Below are 15,306 nucleotides of genomic sequence, written 5' to 3'. Positions count from 1 at the left end.
TACAGCAGGGGGTGAGGTATTGAAATATGAATTAGTGCCACTTGAATTGGTAGAGGCACAAGCATTTGTAGATAAGCATCACAGGCATAATGTAGCTCCATACAGAGACAAATTCCGTATTGGTCTAGCACTAAATGACGAACTAGTAGGTGTGATTATGGTTGGTCGTCCAGTAGCACGGCACAATGATGATGGCTGGACATTAGAGGCTGTAAGATGTTGTGTCTTAGATGGTCATAGAAATGCTTGTTCAAAATTGTATGCTGCAGCTTGGCGAGCAGCACGAAATTTAGGTTATCAAAGGCTGATTACTTACACACTTATATCAGAGCCAGGCACTTCATTGATCGCAGCAGGTGCAAAAAGTGATAGGACAAACACAAGCACGCCCTAAAGGATGGGACACGCCATCACGTAGACGGAAAATGGCAGAACGATACCCTACAGAACAAAAAACAATTTGGGAGTTTTGCTGAACAATATGAGTATTAAATAAAAATAGAGCGATTAAAGCATCGCTCTAAAAAACTCATAAAATCCCATGTTCATTGGGATAGCCCAAATAAAGAATCCAAGAAGGGCAATTGGACCAAGCAAAAAGTTGTAAATCTTCTTTGGCAAAATATTGCCCAATAGGATTTTATAAATTACAGCACATCCTATCATTACAATAGGTAGCAATAACATCGGTGGAATAAAACATAGTAAACTCCCGCCAAGTGATAGTCCTGTAAATATGTCCATTGAATTACCTCGTTATGTATTTTTTGTAAATTATAACTTAAAAAAGCCGCAGCGTCATCACACGCTACAGCTCGAATTGGTTTATGCCCTTTGATGATATTCACAACTCTAGTATATCACACCGTAGGAGGGCAAACCTATGAAACAAGGGCAAATTAATGTTACGAAAGAGAATTTACTTCAATGGATTGAGAATTATCGATGGATGGTTGAAACTATTGAGGAAGCAAGGCAGCCAGTAGCGAAGGTTGATAACAATAGTTACATTGGGGCGAAAACGGCTATGTTTGGTATTGAGGCAATATTACCAAAGGCTAGTGGTGGGACAAGCGATCCAGTGTATACAGAAGTACAACGTCGTGTATATTCGCTAAATTATCGAATTAAGGAATACGAGCAAAAGATTGCAGAGGTGCAAAAGCGTATTCCATTGGTGCAAGGTGATAGAGAGATTGAGGTACTTCATAGATTGCTGGATGGGGATAGTATGCGAGCGATTGGTAAGCACATGAATTTATCAAGTACAACAATTTTTAGAATTAGAAATACGATATTAATTAAAATGTTAAAGTAGCCGTTTGGCTACTTTAATTTTTTTGTTTATCTTTATCATAGGATTTGAGATGTTTATATTTCATATCTAACAAAATGGCTATCTCTACTTTTTCATTGATATTCACGGGAACATTTATTTCTTGAGAAGGGTTACGAGTAATTTTCTTCTTTCTGTTCATCATTGGTAGTAAAGTATAATAACTTGCTAAAACATAAATTATCATTGCAATAAACATATAATAATATGCAGAGTTATCAACATTGGTATTTTTATTATCCTCAACGGGTTTAAATCCTTCTTCATTTGGTTGTGTTAAATGAGATTCAATATTTTGAATTCTCTTTTCTAAATATTCCGTATTATTATTACTCTCGTTAGCACTAAATGTAGTATAAAATAATAACAACATTGTAACAAGAAATGTTAAAAAGTTTGTAATTGCACTCAAATTAGTTATCGCATTTTGATCTAAATCACTATCTAGAAATGACTTTTTCATAGGTGAAGTAAAAACAAAAAGTAAAATTATCGAAGCAATAAAAGATATAATCATTGCTAATATTAAACCAATAAAGTTTATCCAAATTTTCATTATAATCCACACAAAAATAAGAGATAAAGCCGGTACAAAAATACCTGCGAGACCTATTTGACAAACTAACATAATAAATTGCTTCTTGGTAACAATTCTTTTTTTAGACATTATGTATTGTGCTAGTAACAATGAAAGTATAATAACTATATAAAAAAGTAATGTTACTTTGTCTATGGTAAGTAAAATGTATACCCAAACTGAAATAGTTATTAATAAAAGAAATATTAAGAGTAAATTTTTCATTATCTTATTTTTCATATTTTACCTCCTATTATTTACTATATACCCATTTAATTTTTATGAAAAGTTATAATTTCCTTTTTTAAGATGTAACAAAAGGAACAAACGTAAAACATGTAGCATGTTTTGTGAAAGGAAAAAAATAATGTAAACTCGGAGGTAGGTCGGTGCAGTAAGGTCTTCCTCTCTTGGTATTTATAAAAACCTAAATATTAGGAAAAGACAGACCGACGACCGACCTGTGCTCCACAAATTCGTTCGGAGCATGACATACATGGCCGGCCCATATTTTTTAAGAGATATAGGGAAGGATAAATATATGGTAATTATATCCATATCGCCAATTGTATTGTATAATCAAACTATAATATTTAAAAGGTGATGGTAAATTTGCTAACAATATTACAAATTCTTTTTTCAATCATAGTAGTATCACTCTCAACTTACTCAATGATAACAAGTGATTACCAGTTGAGTTTCCTAGTGTTATTCTTCTTAGGATTATTGATTTTAGTTCTTGGAATAAAAGAATTTCAAAGAGAGAGAAAAGTTTCTGGTTGGTTCCATATTGGGGTATTTTTATTTTCAATATTTGTTTCAATTCAAATCTTCTTTAAATAAAGGAGTGGTTTATATGTGAACTTCGTCCACTTTCCATAATTTCAATCAAACTTACTACATCAACAAGTGCACGGAAATGCACTATAAAACTAGAACACAATTACGAAATAACGTGGTACGCTCTGCCACGATGTCAAAAGTGAGCACTCGATATTAGGATTATCACAATATTTAAGCTTTCATCTTCGGATGGAGGCTTTTTCTTTTGCTTTGAAAACTGCATCAAACAGCCATACAAATACAATGGACTGGTTTACGGGTGACCAGGTATCTCAGGAACATTAGATACCGAGGAGCGCTGGCATGTACTAGTAACCGATAGGGCGGAGTTTGGTGTGGTTTTGAGAGTAGAAAATTATAGTGTAATTTAAATAGTTTTGTCCTATTATTGTCTAAGACAAATTGTTTAAGGGGGCAAAATTATGAAAGAAAGATGGAAAGACATTTTTATAGGTATCACCCTACTTCTAATGGGGATTTTAGCAATGATTGCTCTTACGGATATCTTTTTAACAAAAACTTTAAAATTAGATTTTACTGCAACAGTAGGGTTTATAGGAGCGATTGTAGGTGGAGCATTATCAGGAACTATAACACTTGCTGGAGTTAAAATGACTATAGATAATGATAAAAAAGAAAAATTTGTTGAGAAGTACCCATTAATGTTAAAGGAATATAGTAAAATACATGGTTGGGCACTTAATGTACATTTAGTTTCTAAAGGGTTGTTAAGCAATGATGAAATAAGTTTAGAAAAGTTAGAAGTAAGAAATAAAGGGTTAAAAGCACTATTAGACGAATATAATACGACAATTGGAGATGTTGCTCTAATTTATGGTCCGAAATTATTCAATATTGTTCATGAAATTTTTGATAGCTTAAACAGTGTAACACTTACTAACGATTTTATTATTTCGGTAAGTAAATTAGAAATGCAGGAAGTTGTGGAGTATCCGCAGATATATGCTGACGAAATAATGAACATTGAGAAGAAGTTAAATGAAATTGAAAAAGCTAAAATAGAAATAAGAGAAAAAATCAATAATTATAATTTTTGATATAGGAATACATAAGTAACAATGAACATCCTAAGGGATGTTTTTATTTTGCCCTGAAAAGTGAGTATCGAGCAGATTCCCCCTTTAATGCCTAGGGCAACGGTACTTACTTTTGAGAGTGAAATCTAATATCAAAAAATTATTGAGGTTTTGTATAAGCTTCTTGTTCTATTATGAATGAGAGGTGAAAAAATGAGAGAGAATTATAAAGTATTAATGGTTCCAAAAGAAATTTATAAATATTTTATTTTTGCTTACAAACATTTGGATACTTATGATACACATACAATAGATTTCTATTTAAGGACTACATGGGCAGAAATTACCCTAAATGATTTAAAAATTATGGATAAAACTATTATGGAAGGTAAAAATAACAGTAGTGTACTAAATTCTTTAATGAGTTCTGGGTTGAGTATAATAGTTGCTCTAGCTATTGGATTTATTGCTGCTTTTATTACAATTATTGTAACTGATAAAAATATAGATAAATATAGTTTCCTAACATTTGTTGCGATATTTACTGTGATATTTCTAATATGGATATTTACTTCTTTTATGCATAGTTTAGCTTTAAATCATAAAACAAATAAGTTACACACAATGATTAAAGTCATGATAGAAATTAAAAAATCTAAACAGAATAAGTTGATTAAGGCTTCCACTTTGTAAGTGGTAGCTTTTTTATATTGGAGGTGGTGTCTATGAGATATGGCTAATTGGAATGAAATTAAACAGGAGTGGGAAACCACAAAGATTACACTTGCTGATCTTGCTGAAAAGCATGACATAAAGCTTGGTACATTAAAGAGCCGTAAGAGTCGTGAAAAGTGGTCGAGGGATGCAACTGAAAAGAATGCAACCAAAACTAATAAGGTTGCAACTATTTCAAGTAAGGATGCAACCGAAGAAAACCAGATAGGAGCCCCGAAAGGCAATACCTACGCTGTTGGAAATAAGGGTAATCCTAATCCGCAAAACCAATTTACAAAACGGAACACTGCTGCTGTTACTCATGGCTTCTTTCAAAAGTTCTTGCCAGAAGAAACACTCGAAATTATGGAAGCAATGAATGAACGTTCTCCAGCTGATTTAATCTGGGACCAAATACAGATACAGTATGCTGCAATCATAAGGGCTCAAAGGATTATGCACGTCGAATCTAAAGACGAAATAATTAAGGAGCTCAAAAAGGCAAAATACGATTACTACCCACGTTCTATTGAAGATGGTGGAGGCGTAGAAAAGGCTGTAACAGAGGAAGAATATGAATTCCAATTCGCATGGGAACGACAGGCGCAACTACTCACTGCTCAATCGAGAGCAATTGGGGAGTTGCGTTCTTCTATTCGTCAGTTCGTAGAGATGGCTGATCAGGACGACGAGCGTCGATTGAAGCTTGAGCAGATGCAGTTGAACATTGATAAGACAAAAGTGGAAATCACTAATCTTGATAAAAACCGTGATAAAGAAATTAGAGTGGTGATTGTGGATGATGTGTAATGGCTGAACAGCGTATTAGCTTAGCGAGTATCATTACAGAACAATTCAAACCGTTTTGGCGCGCCTCCAGAGCAAAGGAACATCTGCGATATGTACTAAAGGGTGGTCGTGGTTCTGGAAAGTCGTTTCACATTCCAATGCGAATCCTGTTAGATATCATGGAATATCCAGTGTCGGCACTTGGTATCAGAAAAGTGCAGAACACGATTTTAAAGTCCGTGTACGCTAATTTTAAGGCAGCCGCAAACATAATGGGAGTACGTGACCAATTCCGTTTTGTTGATTCCAAGCTTGAAATCACTTACTTAGGCAGAGGAAACAAGATTTACTTTGCTGGTGCTGATGATCCTGAGAAAATTAAATCTATCAAAGATGCTGATTTTCCATTAGCTATTGTATGGTTTGAGGAATTAGCAGAGTTTAAGTCAGAAGATGAAGTAACGACAATTGAAAACTCAATTCTACGTGAGGAGTTGGAAGGGAAAATCTTTTCGCAAGCTGACAGACAGCAAGCATACCCTTTTGACTACTCTTTTTATTATTCTTACAATCCACCGAAACGTAAGCAGTCGTGGGTGAATAAGAAGTATGAGAGTTCGATGATTGATGCCAATACTTATGTACATCATTCGACTTATTTAGGTAATCCACACCTATCGAAAAAGTTTATAGAAGAAGCAGAAAATGTTAAGAAAAATAAGCCCTTAAAATACCGTTGGGAATACCTCGGTGAAGCAATAGGGAGTGGCATTGTACCGTTTGATAACTTGGAGATTAAGAAGGGCTCAATCACTGATGATATGGTTGCATCCTTTGACAATATTCGAAATGGTGTTGACTTTGGTTACGCGACTGATCCACTGGCATTTGTTCGATGGCATTATGACAAGAAGAAAAACGGTATCTATGCTATCGATGAAATATACGGTGTGAAAATCAGCAACCGTGAATTGGCAAAACAATTGAAACAAAAAGGGTACCAATCAGATGAAATATTTGCTGATAGTGCCGAACCGAAATCAATCGCAGAGTTGAAAAATGATCATGATATTAAGCGAATAAAAGCTGCTAAAAAAGGGCCTGATAGTGTTCAGTATGGTGAGGAATGGCTTGATGATTTAGATTTCATTTGCATTGACCCGGCCCGTACACCAAATATCGCGAGAGAGTTTGAAAATATTGACTATCAAACAGATAAAGAAGGCAATCCGCTTCCTCGTTTAGAGGATAAGGATAATCATACTATTGATGGTACTCGCTATGCATTTGAACGAGATATGAAGCGACCATCCATGTCAGTTTTAAAGTGAGGTGATTAAATGCTAATTGAGGATTTATTTAGACCACGTTGGCATGAACAGATGGAGGAGGTGATAAAACGAATGGTTGAAGGTGTTATTAAAAATGAACAAGTACTTCTTAATGAGATAAAGGAGTGGGAGGATTCTCCAAAACGGAAGCTCATGTTAACGGGCGATAGGTATTACAAAAATAAGATGGACATTGAAGAAAAGAAGCGGGATGCAGAGTGGAAGTCCAACTTAAAGCTGATACATGGCTACGTGAAGAAACTTGTTGATCAAAAGATTGGCTATGTTCTTTCGAAGCAACCTTCAGTCACTAGTGAAAATGAAGGTTATCAGAAAAAGTTAGATGACATATTTGATGCTGGCATGATTAACCGCTTACGTAAAGTAGGAAAAGAGGCCGTTAACAAAGGTGTAGCTTACCTGCATCCGTACTTTAATGAAGTTGGTGAGCTTAGTTTTATGCGTTTTCCATCCGAGCAGATCATACCGTTTTATGCTGACCCTGAAAATATGAAAATTGAGGCGTTTTTACGGGTGTATGAAACCAATCATTATGATGGTACGACCAAAAAGACGTTGAAAAAGGTAGAGCATTATCACAGTGATGGGATAGATCACTACGTATTTGAAGGTTCAACACTCATCTCTGATGTCCCAGCGGGAGGAAAACAAGGATATCACTTTTTATTAGGTGATCAACCGGTTCTGTGGGAAAAGATACCCCTTATTCATTTCAGGTATAACGAGGAAGAGCAGCCTTTAATTGAGCTAATTAAATCACTCGTTGACAATTACAATACCCAAGCTTCTACAAATGCAGATGTTCTTGCTGATATTCCTAATTTTATCTATAAACTCATTAACTATGGTGGGGTCGATTTAAAAGAGTTTCTTCATGATCTTAATGTCTATCGTGCAGTCAAAACGGATGAAAATGGTGATGTTGATAAATTATCGGCTGAGATTCAAACTGAAGCTAACGAAAAAGAACTTGAACGTACACGTAGAGCTATCTATGAGCTTGGCCGTGGAGTTGATACATTACATGAAAATCTGGGCAATGCATCTGGGGTAGCACTTAAATTCCGCTACAGTGATTTAGATATGGATTGCAACATTTTAGAAAGTGAAATGCAGTCTAGTATTGAGCACATGATGTGGTTCATTACACATTATTTGCAAATGATTGGAGAAGGTGATTTTACTGAAGAAAAAGTAAAATTTGTTTTTAATCGTGACATTATTATTAATGAAGTTGAAGCGGTTGAAATGTGTGAGAAGTCAGTAGGGATTATTGATGATCAAACCAACCGTGAAAATCATCCATGGTACACGCCAGAAGTTGAGGATAGGTTAGCCAAACAAAAAGCGGAAGAACGGAAAGAGATAGATGAGTATCAAGAGGCTTTGGAGAAACAGCGCCAGTCTCAATCGGAAGTGATTGACAATGAGTAAGTATTGGGAAAATCGTGCTGCACAACGTGAATTGGAATCACAGCTTATTGCCAGTAAGTACCTTGCTCGTATGGAAGAACAGCTACGCATGGCACAAGTGAACATCATACAGCAGATTGAGGTGTTTTATTCTCGTTATGCTATTGATAATAAGATTTCCTATGCAGAGGCTAAGAAGTATTTAACGGCCAAAGAGTTAAAAGATTTTCGTAATATTACATTGCAGCAATACAAAGCGCTTTCCTTGTCAGGGAATCCAGAATACGATCGTATATTAGAGGCAATTGGCTATCGTGCACGTATCTCTAGATTAGAGATGCTCCATTTACAGATTCAATTGCAGATGCTTGAGTTATATGGTGGTGCGAAAGGGTTACAGGCTTATACGTATACAGGTTTAACAGAAGTATACGAAAACTCTTATTATAAAGGTTTATATGACATTGCCACATTCACTGCTGTTTATCAGCCTGTCACTAGGTTAACGGATAGCGTTATGAAAGAAGTACTCACCTATAACTGGTCAGGTAAGGAGTTTTCAAAGCGCATTTGGGGCCATGAAGCGGCAACTATGGTTACGATTAGAAAGGAGTTAGAAAAGGCATTTAGGCAAGGAAGCTCCCTTAGTAAAACATCAAGGGCAATCAGCAAAGCTACTGACGTGGTATTAAGTAGAGCAGAGGCACTGGTAAGAACAGAAGCTAACTTCTTTCATAACATTGCCGCTAATAACTCATACACTGAAGCGGATCTGGAACGTTATCAAATCTTTGCTACTTTGGACAATCGCACATCTGAAATTTGCCAAGAGCAGGATATGAATATTTACTTTGTGAAGGATTACAAGCCAGGTACTAATGCACCCCCATTTCATGCGCGTTGCAGAACTACGACGATTCCATTTTTTGATGAAGCTGAGTATATGGCTTATGAAACACGAAATTCTGCTAACGGTAGGATTAAGAAAATGAACTATAAAGAATGGGAAGCAAAGTATGTTGCATAAAGCTGATCCTGCGTCTTTTTTGCTTTGCAGACGTAAAAGATTCAAAGCAAGAACCTATCGTGCGTACTACGATAATGCGAAATAGGAGGCTATACGATGAAAAAAGAAGATTTAATTGCTTTAGGTTTATCAGAGGAACAGGCAGATAAAGTAATAGCAGGTTTTGGCACCATGGTTCCTAAAAGTCGTCTTGACGATAAAATCAACGAAGTAAAGGACCTAACAACTCAATTGAAAGAACGTGACACTCAGCTAAATGATTTGAAAAAAATTGATGCAGCTGGGTTACAGACAAAAATTGAAGAGCTGCAGCAACAAAACGAAAATGACAAGGCTGAATATGAAGCGAAAATCAAGGATACCCAACTTAAAAGTGCTTTGAAATTAGCGCTTGTTAGTAAAGTACATGATACGGACCTCGTTACAGGTCTTATTGATAAATCAACAATTGAATTGGACGAAGAAGGTAACGTAAAAAAAGGCTTAGATGAGCAGATTAAAACACTGCGCGAATCTAAAGCCTTTTTATTTACACCTGAAACTGAGGAAAAGCCGCTACCAAAGGGAACTAAACCGGGTGAAGGTAAAACTGACGATAAACCATCTACATCAATCAGTGCTCAAATCGCTCAACAATTAAATACACGCAGTCAGTCAAGTGAATCAAAATCTATTTGGGATTAGGGAGGACATTATATGCCATATGTAAGTAATGTACAAAAAGCAGAACGTGTAAATTTTTTAGCATCATCAAAGGTGCAATCGTTTACGTATAAGGTAAGTGATGTAGGCGTAGTTGCAGGTTCAAACGGTAAAAAGATTGTTAAAGCAGGGACAGTACTACCTGCAAATGACGGTACTGCGAAAGGTATTTTGTATACCGATGTGGATGTAACAAACGGACCACAACCTGGTTCGTTAATTGATCAAGCTTACATTTTAGAAGCTCGGTTACACACGGCACCTTCAGAAGAAGCGAAAACAGCTTTAAAGAATATTACATTCCGTTAATAGCGGCCATTTGAAAGGAGTAAACGAATATGCCAGATGTATTAGAATTATTCAATCAAAAAACTATGCTTGATTACTCAAAAACACGGGAGTATAAGCCGTTACTAGGAGAAACACTTTTCCCAGAGGTTAAGCACTCTACGCTTGAGTTTGACATGATTAAAGGTGGAAGTTCATTACCGACAATTGCTTCAGTACATGCATTTGACACAGAGGCTGAAATTGGTAGTCGGGAAGCTTCTAAGCAAGCTTTAGAGGCAGCCTATATTAAACGTAAAATGCAAATTACTGAGAAAGATTTAATTGCATTGGCTCAACCTCGCAATGAAGCTGAAAAGAATTACTTAATGCAAAATGTATTTAATGATGTTGATACACTTGTGAATGGTGTACGCGCCCGTGTTGAATTAATGCGTATCGAAGCGTTATCAAAAGGTAAAGTAATGTTGAATGAAAATGGACTTAATATGTCTGTCAATTACCATGTGCCGCTTGACCACCAAGAAACTTTAAGTGGTGCTGGACTATGGACAGCTGATTCAGCTGATATTATCGGTGATATGGAACGTTGGGCAGATACTTTAACTGATAAACCCACACGTGCATTAACTTCTACTAAAATACTTCGCTCAATTTTAAGAAATGCTAAAATTATTACTGCTTTATTTGGTAAAGATTCAGGTCGTATTCCAACTCGACAAGATTTAAACTCTTTTTTACAACAACATGATTTGCCTGTCATTGCAGTATATGATGCAAAGTATCGTAAGCAAGCTGCCAATGGATCTTATACATCACATCGTTACCTTGATGAAGACAAATTTGTCATGTTTGGTGATGGAACTTTAGGTGAAACGTTATATGGTCCAACACCAGAAGAAAGCCGTATGTTGCGAGAAGGTGCAGACGTGTCGAGCGTAGGTAAAATCATTACTATGGTGTTTGAAGAAGGACAAGACCCTGTTTCGACTTGGACGAAAGCAGCCGCTACAGCTATTCCATCATTCCATGCTGCCGATAACGTATTCCAAGCTCAAACTATATAAGGAGGTTGCTAAATGAAAACTCTTGTGAAAGTCAAAGAGAACAGCTTCCCTGTACGCTATGATGACGAAGTGTATAAAGTTGGTGAAGAATTAGAGGTGCTTAGTGAACACGCAGAGCATCCTAGTTTTGAAATCTTATCAGTAGTAGAAGCTTCGAAGAAACGCAGTACGAAATCTACGGAACCTACTGAATAGGAGGTTTTAACTTGAACGTATTTGATATCGTAAAAAGTAAAGTTCAACCAGATACATTTACTGCAGAGGAGCTACTTCTAAAAATTGAAGAGGTTGCTCAAGTGATTAAAACGTATTGTAACCGAAGTGATATTCCGGACAACATAAAATTCGTGCATGCGAATATGACACTTGATCTAATCAACTATGAAATGAAATCAATGAATCCATCTGATTTTGCTGTTGCTAAATCTGTCAAAGAGGGCGATGTCACTGTTGAATTAGGTACCAGTACAACGACAAGTGAACAAATGACGATCCAAATACTCACTAACTACACATCTCAGCTTAACCGCTTCCGGAAATTGAGGTGGTAGATTGAACATTCGAAAGCTATTGGCTACAGCAACAAAGTCTGTTGAGCTCATGTATGATCGAGTGGCCACAGTGAAGCGGTATGAAGAGTATGAAAAGCCTAATAGTTCAACCGGACAGAAATGGATTACAAAGCATGCCAATGTGCCTTGCCGTTTATCTACAGTAGGAATGCAGACACTTAATAATACTGTGGAAGGAGAAGTAAATCAGATTCTATATGATGCTAAGCTGTTTCTTTCTTCAACCGTTGATATTTTAGCAGGGGATGAAATAACGGTTCAGTTATTTGAAGATGGTGAGCTAGTAATGTCGGATGAATTTACATCAGCTAAAGAGTCTTTTCTTTATGTAACACATCAGGAAGTGCTTTTGAAGAAGAAGGTATATGCTTAATGGCCTTTGAATTTGAAGAAGTAAGACAACTAGCAGAAAAGATGAAAGAGCTCACCATTGCATCTGGTAAGATCCATAAAAAAGTAGCAGAAAGAATTGCTCAATTAGCCATTCGTAAAGTTAAAATGCTCACGCCTGTTGATACAGGGGATTTACGCAATAACTGGAAGTATCACATCATTAAGCAAGACGATACGTACAAAATTATTATCTATAACAATGTAGAATACGCACTTTTTGTAGAGAAAGGCCACCGTATTGTAATAGCTGGCAGTACAGTAGGGTTTGTTGATGGACAGTTTATGTTAGAACTGACAGAACAAGAAATGGAAAGGCTGGCACCACGAATGTGGGAGCGTGAAATAGAGAAAGAATGGAGGCGTATTCTAGGTGAGTGATGTAAATGTAACAGAAGGCATTAAGACACTTGCAATTAGGCAAATACGTTCTCTTTACCCAACAATGAAAGTGTACGATAAACCAGTGAAGCAGGGCTTAAAAGCACCTGCTTTTTTAGTACGTATTTTTAATGTACGTCAAGAACGAGGCATGAAGTATCAAGCCAATCGAGCCTATTCTTTTAGCATGGTCTATTTCCCTGCTACAGACGATATAGACGAAGAATGCCTAAATGTATTAGAAGTCGTGCAAAACAACTTTAAATACCTCGCTGACAGGTTTCACGTACATGAAATTGATGGTGAAATAGTAGATGAAACGCTTGTAATTAAATATCAAGTCAAAGCTTGTCTACACGACATATTAGAAGAAGTGAAAATGAGAACATTGGAGGGCGTTAATTTTGACACAAGAGACGACAAACAAAACGAACACGAAGAAGCAGCCGGAGAATAAAAAGTTCTCTAAGGTTGCTTTTTTAGAGTCCGCTTCTTCCACAAAAGCTCGTTTAGAGTATGAGGTAGTGCTTGAAGATGGTAAAAACTATACTAAAAATGAAGCTGATAAATTGGTCGATGAGTGGAAAAAGAAAGGGGTTGGAGCTTAATGGGTGGCATGTGGGAAACACAAAATAAAGTACGGCCAGATGCGTATATCAATTTTGAAACTAATAGCTTAAATACGATGGGGCTAGATTCAAATGGAGCTCTAGTAATACCTGTAATGTTCGATTGGGGAGAAGTTGGGAAGTTTATTAAACTTTCTTCTAACACTAAATTTCGGGCTTTATTTGGTAAATCACTAGACGCTATTTTACCAGTTCGTGAGGCATTTAAAGCTACTAGTAACATCTTTCTTTACAACTTAAATGGATTAGGTGAGAAAGCAAAGGCAACTGCCGAAAGTTTTACTGTAACTGCGAAATATGGTGGTACAGACGGTAACAAGATTCATGTCACTGCAACAGTAGGGTTAGATGGCTCTACAACAGTAAAAACATATTTTGATGCTATTCAAGTTGACTCTCAAAAGGTGTCCACTTTCGGAGAATTAAAATCAAATGATTATGTAGTGTTCAGCGGATCTTTACCAACAGGAGATGCCACATTGACGTTGGTTGGTGGAACTACAGTAGCAGCTACAAACGAATCTATATCAGAGTTTGCTTCTGCATTAGATACATTAAATTTTAAGGTTGTTGCTTACGGAACTGATGACAATACTACAAAAGCTTTATTGTCTTTAAAATCAAAAGAGTTTCGTGAACAGGTTGGAAAGAGGGTAACTTTTGTAACGAACAATTACAATGTAGCAGACCATGAGAGTGCCGTATCCATTAAAAATGGCGTCACTTTGGATGGTGGAGAAGTGCTAACAGCAAAAGATGCTGTATATTGGTTTGCTGCAGCATTTGCCGCTTCAACAGTAGGATCGCTTACCTATGCGACATATCCAGGAGCTATTGAGGCAGAAACAATGACCAATGATGAAATTATTCAAGCATTAAAAGACGGCCATATTGTCTATTCATTCAATAATGATGAGGTTGTGGTGGAGCAAGATATTAACACATTCCGTTCATTCACACCGAAAAAAAATCAGGATTTCCGGAAGGGGAAGATTGATCGTGGCATGTCTATTATCGAGAACAACGCTCGTCATATTTTCCGTAAATACTTCATTGGTAAAGTGAATAATGATGCGAATGGCCGAGATTTATTTAAGAAACAACTTATGAAAACTGTTCTTGATCCTTTTGTAAGACTAGGTGTAATTGATCCATACATGCCAGAAGATGTTGTGATTGAACAGGGCGATGAAAAAGATGCAGTCTTAGCAGTATTAGGTATCAAGTTTATTGATGCCATGGAAAAATTATATATGCGTGTCGAGTGCAAATAAGAAGGAGGTAAGGCTTGATGGCACCAAACGTTATGCAAACAAAAGACGCTATGTCCTCACGTGAGGGCTTGGTGTTTATTAATATTGAAGGTCAAACATTTGAAATTGCAGAAATTCTAAAGTTTAAAGCAGAAGTAGAATATAACAAGGTGGAAGTAAAGCGTCTAAATGCTCGTATGGAAGGTTCGAAAATTGTTGGAGCTAAAGGTGTTGGAGAGATGACTATGTACTATCATCGTCCAGAAATTCGCGCCATGGCTTCGGATTATTTGCGATCAGGGAAGTCACCGATGTTTGATGCAACAATCGTCAACGCAGATATTACAAGTGCAGCTGGTAAACAAACAGTAGATATTCGAAACATTGTACCAGACAAAACCCTATTGGCAATGCTTGATGCAGATAGCGCTGATACATTAAAAGACGAATTCCCATTTACATTTGATGATTTTGAAATCTTAAACCAATTCAGTGTTATCCAATAAGGAGGAACTTATAAATGAGTAATTTTAAAGCTTTTATGAAAGAAAATGTACGTCAGGCAGATCCAGTAGAACTGAAATTAGAAAGATTTACAGAATCAATTAAATTACGTCCTTTAACATCAGCGGAGTCCGATTTAATTAATGACCGCTGCTTTAAAAATAAGCCTGGTAGAAAGGGGCGCCAAGAGCGTGTATTTGATCCAGTCGCTTACAACCGTGGTATTAGTGTAGCTTCAATTATTTATCCAGACTTAAATGATACTGAACTACAAAAATCATATGGAGTAAAAGGTGCTGAGCAATTGTTTGGTGCAATGTTCTGGGTTGGAGAAGCATCTCAAATTTCTGAAAAAGTATCAGAGATTAGTGGTTTAGATCATGCTTTAGAAGATGAAATAGAAGAAGCAAAAAACTAATACAGGGCAGTGAG

23 protein-coding genes are annotated in these 15,306 nt (G+C 36.5%); 21 read left to right on the top strand and 2 right to left on the bottom strand.

Annotation, left to right across the window (positions count from 1 at the left end):
• The first annotated feature begins 19 nt into the window (after window positions 1–19).
• On the top strand, window positions 20–394 hold the full coding sequence (locus PSR12_RS12620) for an XF1762 family protein (RefSeq protein ID WP_274769156.1): 375 nt from the start codon (window positions 20–22) through the stop codon (window positions 392–394).
• Between the two features lie 113 nt (window positions 395–507).
• Here PSR12_RS12620 and PSR12_RS12615 read toward each other — a convergent pair whose 3' ends face one another.
• Window positions 508–744 carry a hypothetical protein gene (locus PSR12_RS12615; protein WP_274769154.1) on the bottom strand — a complete coding sequence of 79 codons (237 nt, stop codon included), beginning with the start codon at window positions 742–744 and terminating at the stop codon, window positions 508–510.
• A 139-nt stretch (window positions 745–883) separates the two neighbouring features.
• Here PSR12_RS12615 and PSR12_RS12610 point away from each other — a divergent pair, with 139 nt between their 5' ends.
• Complete coding sequence (locus PSR12_RS12610; protein ID WP_274769152.1) at window positions 884–1,318, top strand: helix-turn-helix domain-containing protein; 435 nt, start codon at window positions 884–886, stop codon at window positions 1,316–1,318.
• 13 nt (window positions 1,319–1,331) lie between these two features.
• Here PSR12_RS12610 and PSR12_RS12605 read toward each other — a convergent pair whose 3' ends face one another.
• Window positions 1,332–2,153, bottom strand: coding sequence for a hypothetical protein (locus tag PSR12_RS12605; protein WP_274769150.1), 822 nt, complete (start codon window positions 2,151–2,153; stop codon window positions 1,332–1,334).
• Window positions 2,154–2,516: 363 nt separating this feature from the next.
• Between PSR12_RS12605 and PSR12_RS12600 the strand changes: the two genes are divergently transcribed.
• The 19 genes from PSR12_RS12600 (at window position 2,517) to PSR12_RS12510 (ending at window position 15,292) form a co-directional block, all read left to right on the top strand.
• Window positions 2,517–2,756: a DUF3953 domain-containing protein gene (locus tag PSR12_RS12600; protein ID WP_342456105.1), complete on the top strand. Its 240-nt coding sequence runs from the start codon at window positions 2,517–2,519 to the stop codon at window positions 2,754–2,756.
• A gap of 422 nt (window positions 2,757–3,178) precedes the next feature.
• Window positions 3,179–3,814: a hypothetical protein gene (locus PSR12_RS12595; protein WP_274769148.1), complete on the top strand. Its 636-nt coding sequence runs from the start codon at window positions 3,179–3,181 to the stop codon at window positions 3,812–3,814.
• A gap of 192 nt (window positions 3,815–4,006) precedes the next feature.
• The gene (locus PSR12_RS12590; RefSeq protein WP_274769146.1) at window positions 4,007–4,486 is read left to right on the top strand and encodes a hypothetical protein; all 480 of its coding nucleotides are present in this window, start codon (window positions 4,007–4,009) and stop codon (window positions 4,484–4,486) included.
• A 39-nt stretch (window positions 4,487–4,525) separates the two neighbouring features.
• Window positions 4,526–5,317, top strand: a complete 792-nt coding sequence (gene terS, locus PSR12_RS12585; protein WP_274769145.1) for a phage terminase small subunit — start codon at window positions 4,526–4,528, stop codon at window positions 5,315–5,317.
• Window positions 5,317–6,627 (top strand): PBSX family phage terminase large subunit, encoded by a 1,311-nt coding sequence (locus PSR12_RS12580; RefSeq protein WP_274769144.1) that lies wholly within the window; start codon window positions 5,317–5,319, stop codon window positions 6,625–6,627. Before terS ends, PSR12_RS12580 begins: the two co-directional genes overlap by 1 nt.
• 9 nt (window positions 6,628–6,636) lie before the next feature.
• Complete coding sequence (locus tag PSR12_RS12575; RefSeq protein WP_274769143.1) at window positions 6,637–8,082, top strand: phage portal protein; 1,446 nt, start codon at window positions 6,637–6,639, stop codon at window positions 8,080–8,082.
• Window positions 8,075–9,088 (top strand): minor capsid protein, encoded by a 1,014-nt coding sequence (locus PSR12_RS12570; protein WP_274769142.1) that lies wholly within the window; start codon window positions 8,075–8,077, stop codon window positions 9,086–9,088. The genes PSR12_RS12575 and PSR12_RS12570 overlap by 8 nt, the downstream gene beginning before the upstream one ends.
• Before the next feature lie 96 nt (window positions 9,089–9,184).
• A complete protein-coding gene (locus PSR12_RS12565) occupies window positions 9,185–9,772 on the top strand; it encodes a phage scaffolding protein (protein WP_274769141.1) in 588 nt (195 codons plus the stop codon).
• Between the two features lie 12 nt (window positions 9,773–9,784).
• The gene (locus tag PSR12_RS12560) at window positions 9,785–10,099 is read left to right on the top strand and encodes a hypothetical protein (protein ID WP_274769140.1); all 315 of its coding nucleotides are present in this window, start codon (window positions 9,785–9,787) and stop codon (window positions 10,097–10,099) included.
• Window positions 10,100–10,128: 29 nt separating this feature from the next.
• Window positions 10,129–11,145: a major capsid protein gene (locus PSR12_RS12555; RefSeq protein ID WP_274769138.1), complete on the top strand. Its 1,017-nt coding sequence runs from the start codon at window positions 10,129–10,131 to the stop codon at window positions 11,143–11,145.
• 12 nt (window positions 11,146–11,157) lie between these two features.
• Window positions 11,158–11,340 carry a hypothetical protein gene (locus tag PSR12_RS12550; protein ID WP_274769137.1) on the top strand — a complete coding sequence of 61 codons (183 nt, stop codon included), beginning with the start codon at window positions 11,158–11,160 and terminating at the stop codon, window positions 11,338–11,340.
• A gap of 11 nt (window positions 11,341–11,351) precedes the next feature.
• Complete coding sequence (locus PSR12_RS12545; RefSeq protein WP_274769136.1) at window positions 11,352–11,696, top strand: head-tail connector protein; 345 nt, start codon at window positions 11,352–11,354, stop codon at window positions 11,694–11,696.
• Between the two features lies 1 nt (window position 11,697).
• Window positions 11,698–12,090, top strand: a complete 393-nt coding sequence (locus PSR12_RS12540; RefSeq protein ID WP_274769134.1) for a hypothetical protein — start codon at window positions 11,698–11,700, stop codon at window positions 12,088–12,090.
• The gene (locus PSR12_RS12535; RefSeq protein ID WP_274769132.1) at window positions 12,090–12,488 is read left to right on the top strand and encodes an HK97 gp10 family phage protein; all 399 of its coding nucleotides are present in this window, start codon (window positions 12,090–12,092) and stop codon (window positions 12,486–12,488) included. The genes PSR12_RS12540 and PSR12_RS12535 overlap by 1 nt, the downstream gene beginning before the upstream one ends.
• Window positions 12,481–12,945 (top strand): phage tail terminator family protein, encoded by a 465-nt coding sequence (locus PSR12_RS12530; protein ID WP_274769130.1) that lies wholly within the window; start codon window positions 12,481–12,483, stop codon window positions 12,943–12,945. Before PSR12_RS12535 ends, PSR12_RS12530 begins: the two co-directional genes overlap by 8 nt.
• On the top strand, window positions 12,893–13,096 hold the full coding sequence (locus tag PSR12_RS12525) for a hypothetical protein (RefSeq protein ID WP_274769129.1): 204 nt from the start codon (window positions 12,893–12,895) through the stop codon (window positions 13,094–13,096). The genes PSR12_RS12530 and PSR12_RS12525 overlap by 53 nt, the downstream gene beginning before the upstream one ends.
• Window positions 13,096–14,391, top strand: coding sequence for a phage tail sheath subtilisin-like domain-containing protein (locus tag PSR12_RS12520; protein WP_274769128.1), 1,296 nt, complete (start codon window positions 13,096–13,098; stop codon window positions 14,389–14,391). The genes PSR12_RS12525 and PSR12_RS12520 overlap by 1 nt, the downstream gene beginning before the upstream one ends.
• A 17-nt stretch (window positions 14,392–14,408) precedes the next feature.
• Window positions 14,409–14,876, top strand: coding sequence for a phage tail tube protein (locus tag PSR12_RS12515; protein WP_205443772.1), 468 nt, complete (start codon window positions 14,409–14,411; stop codon window positions 14,874–14,876).
• A 14-nt stretch (window positions 14,877–14,890) separates the two neighbouring features.
• The gene (locus tag PSR12_RS12510; protein WP_036075119.1) at window positions 14,891–15,292 is read left to right on the top strand and encodes a phage tail assembly chaperone; all 402 of its coding nucleotides are present in this window, start codon (window positions 14,891–14,893) and stop codon (window positions 15,290–15,292) included.
• The last annotated feature ends 14 nt before the right edge of the window (window positions 15,293–15,306 follow it).

This window comes from Lysinibacillus sp. G01H, assembly GCF_028872195.1.
Taxonomy (GTDB): Bacteria; Bacillota; Bacilli; order Bacillales_A; family Planococcaceae; genus Lysinibacillus; species Lysinibacillus capsici.
The sequence above is the reverse complement of the archived record's forward strand: the minus strand, read 5'-3'. Positions and strand labels throughout refer to the sequence as shown.

Coding starts and splice junctions, on each gene's coding strand:
- PSR12_RS12615 (WP_274769154.1), bottom strand. CDS start 744: ATGGACATATTTACAGGACTATCACTTGGCGGGAGTTTACTATGTTTT.
- PSR12_RS12610 (WP_274769152.1), top strand. CDS start 884: ATGAAACAAGGGCAAATTAATGTTACGAAAGAGAATTTACTTCAATGG.
- PSR12_RS12605 (WP_274769150.1), bottom strand. CDS start 2,153: ATGAAAAATAAGATAATGAAAAATTTACTCTTAATATTTCTTTTATTA.
- PSR12_RS12600 (WP_342456105.1), top strand. CDS start 2,517: ATGGTAAATTTGCTAACAATATTACAAATTCTTTTTTCAATCATAGTA.
- PSR12_RS12595 (WP_274769148.1), top strand. CDS start 3,179: ATGAAAGAAAGATGGAAAGACATTTTTATAGGTATCACCCTACTTCTA.
- PSR12_RS12590 (WP_274769146.1), top strand. CDS start 4,007: ATGAGAGAGAATTATAAAGTATTAATGGTTCCAAAAGAAATTTATAAA.
- terS (WP_274769145.1), top strand. CDS start 4,526: ATGGCTAATTGGAATGAAATTAAACAGGAGTGGGAAACCACAAAGATT.
- PSR12_RS12580 (WP_274769144.1), top strand. CDS start 5,317: ATGGCTGAACAGCGTATTAGCTTAGCGAGTATCATTACAGAACAATTC.
- PSR12_RS12575 (WP_274769143.1), top strand. CDS start 6,637: ATGCTAATTGAGGATTTATTTAGACCACGTTGGCATGAACAGATGGAG.
- PSR12_RS12570 (WP_274769142.1), top strand. CDS start 8,075: ATGAGTAAGTATTGGGAAAATCGTGCTGCACAACGTGAATTGGAATCA.
- PSR12_RS12565 (WP_274769141.1), top strand. CDS start 9,185: ATGAAAAAAGAAGATTTAATTGCTTTAGGTTTATCAGAGGAACAGGCA.
- PSR12_RS12560 (WP_274769140.1), top strand. CDS start 9,785: ATGCCATATGTAAGTAATGTACAAAAAGCAGAACGTGTAAATTTTTTA.
- PSR12_RS12555 (WP_274769138.1), top strand. CDS start 10,129: ATGCCAGATGTATTAGAATTATTCAATCAAAAAACTATGCTTGATTAC.
- PSR12_RS12550 (WP_274769137.1), top strand. CDS start 11,158: ATGAAAACTCTTGTGAAAGTCAAAGAGAACAGCTTCCCTGTACGCTAT.
- PSR12_RS12535 (WP_274769132.1), top strand. CDS start 12,090: ATGGCCTTTGAATTTGAAGAAGTAAGACAACTAGCAGAAAAGATGAAA.
- PSR12_RS12520 (WP_274769128.1), top strand. CDS start 13,096: ATGGGTGGCATGTGGGAAACACAAAATAAAGTACGGCCAGATGCGTAT.
- PSR12_RS12515 (WP_205443772.1), top strand. CDS start 14,409: ATGGCACCAAACGTTATGCAAACAAAAGACGCTATGTCCTCACGTGAG.
- PSR12_RS12510 (WP_036075119.1), top strand. CDS start 14,891: ATGAGTAATTTTAAAGCTTTTATGAAAGAAAATGTACGTCAGGCAGAT.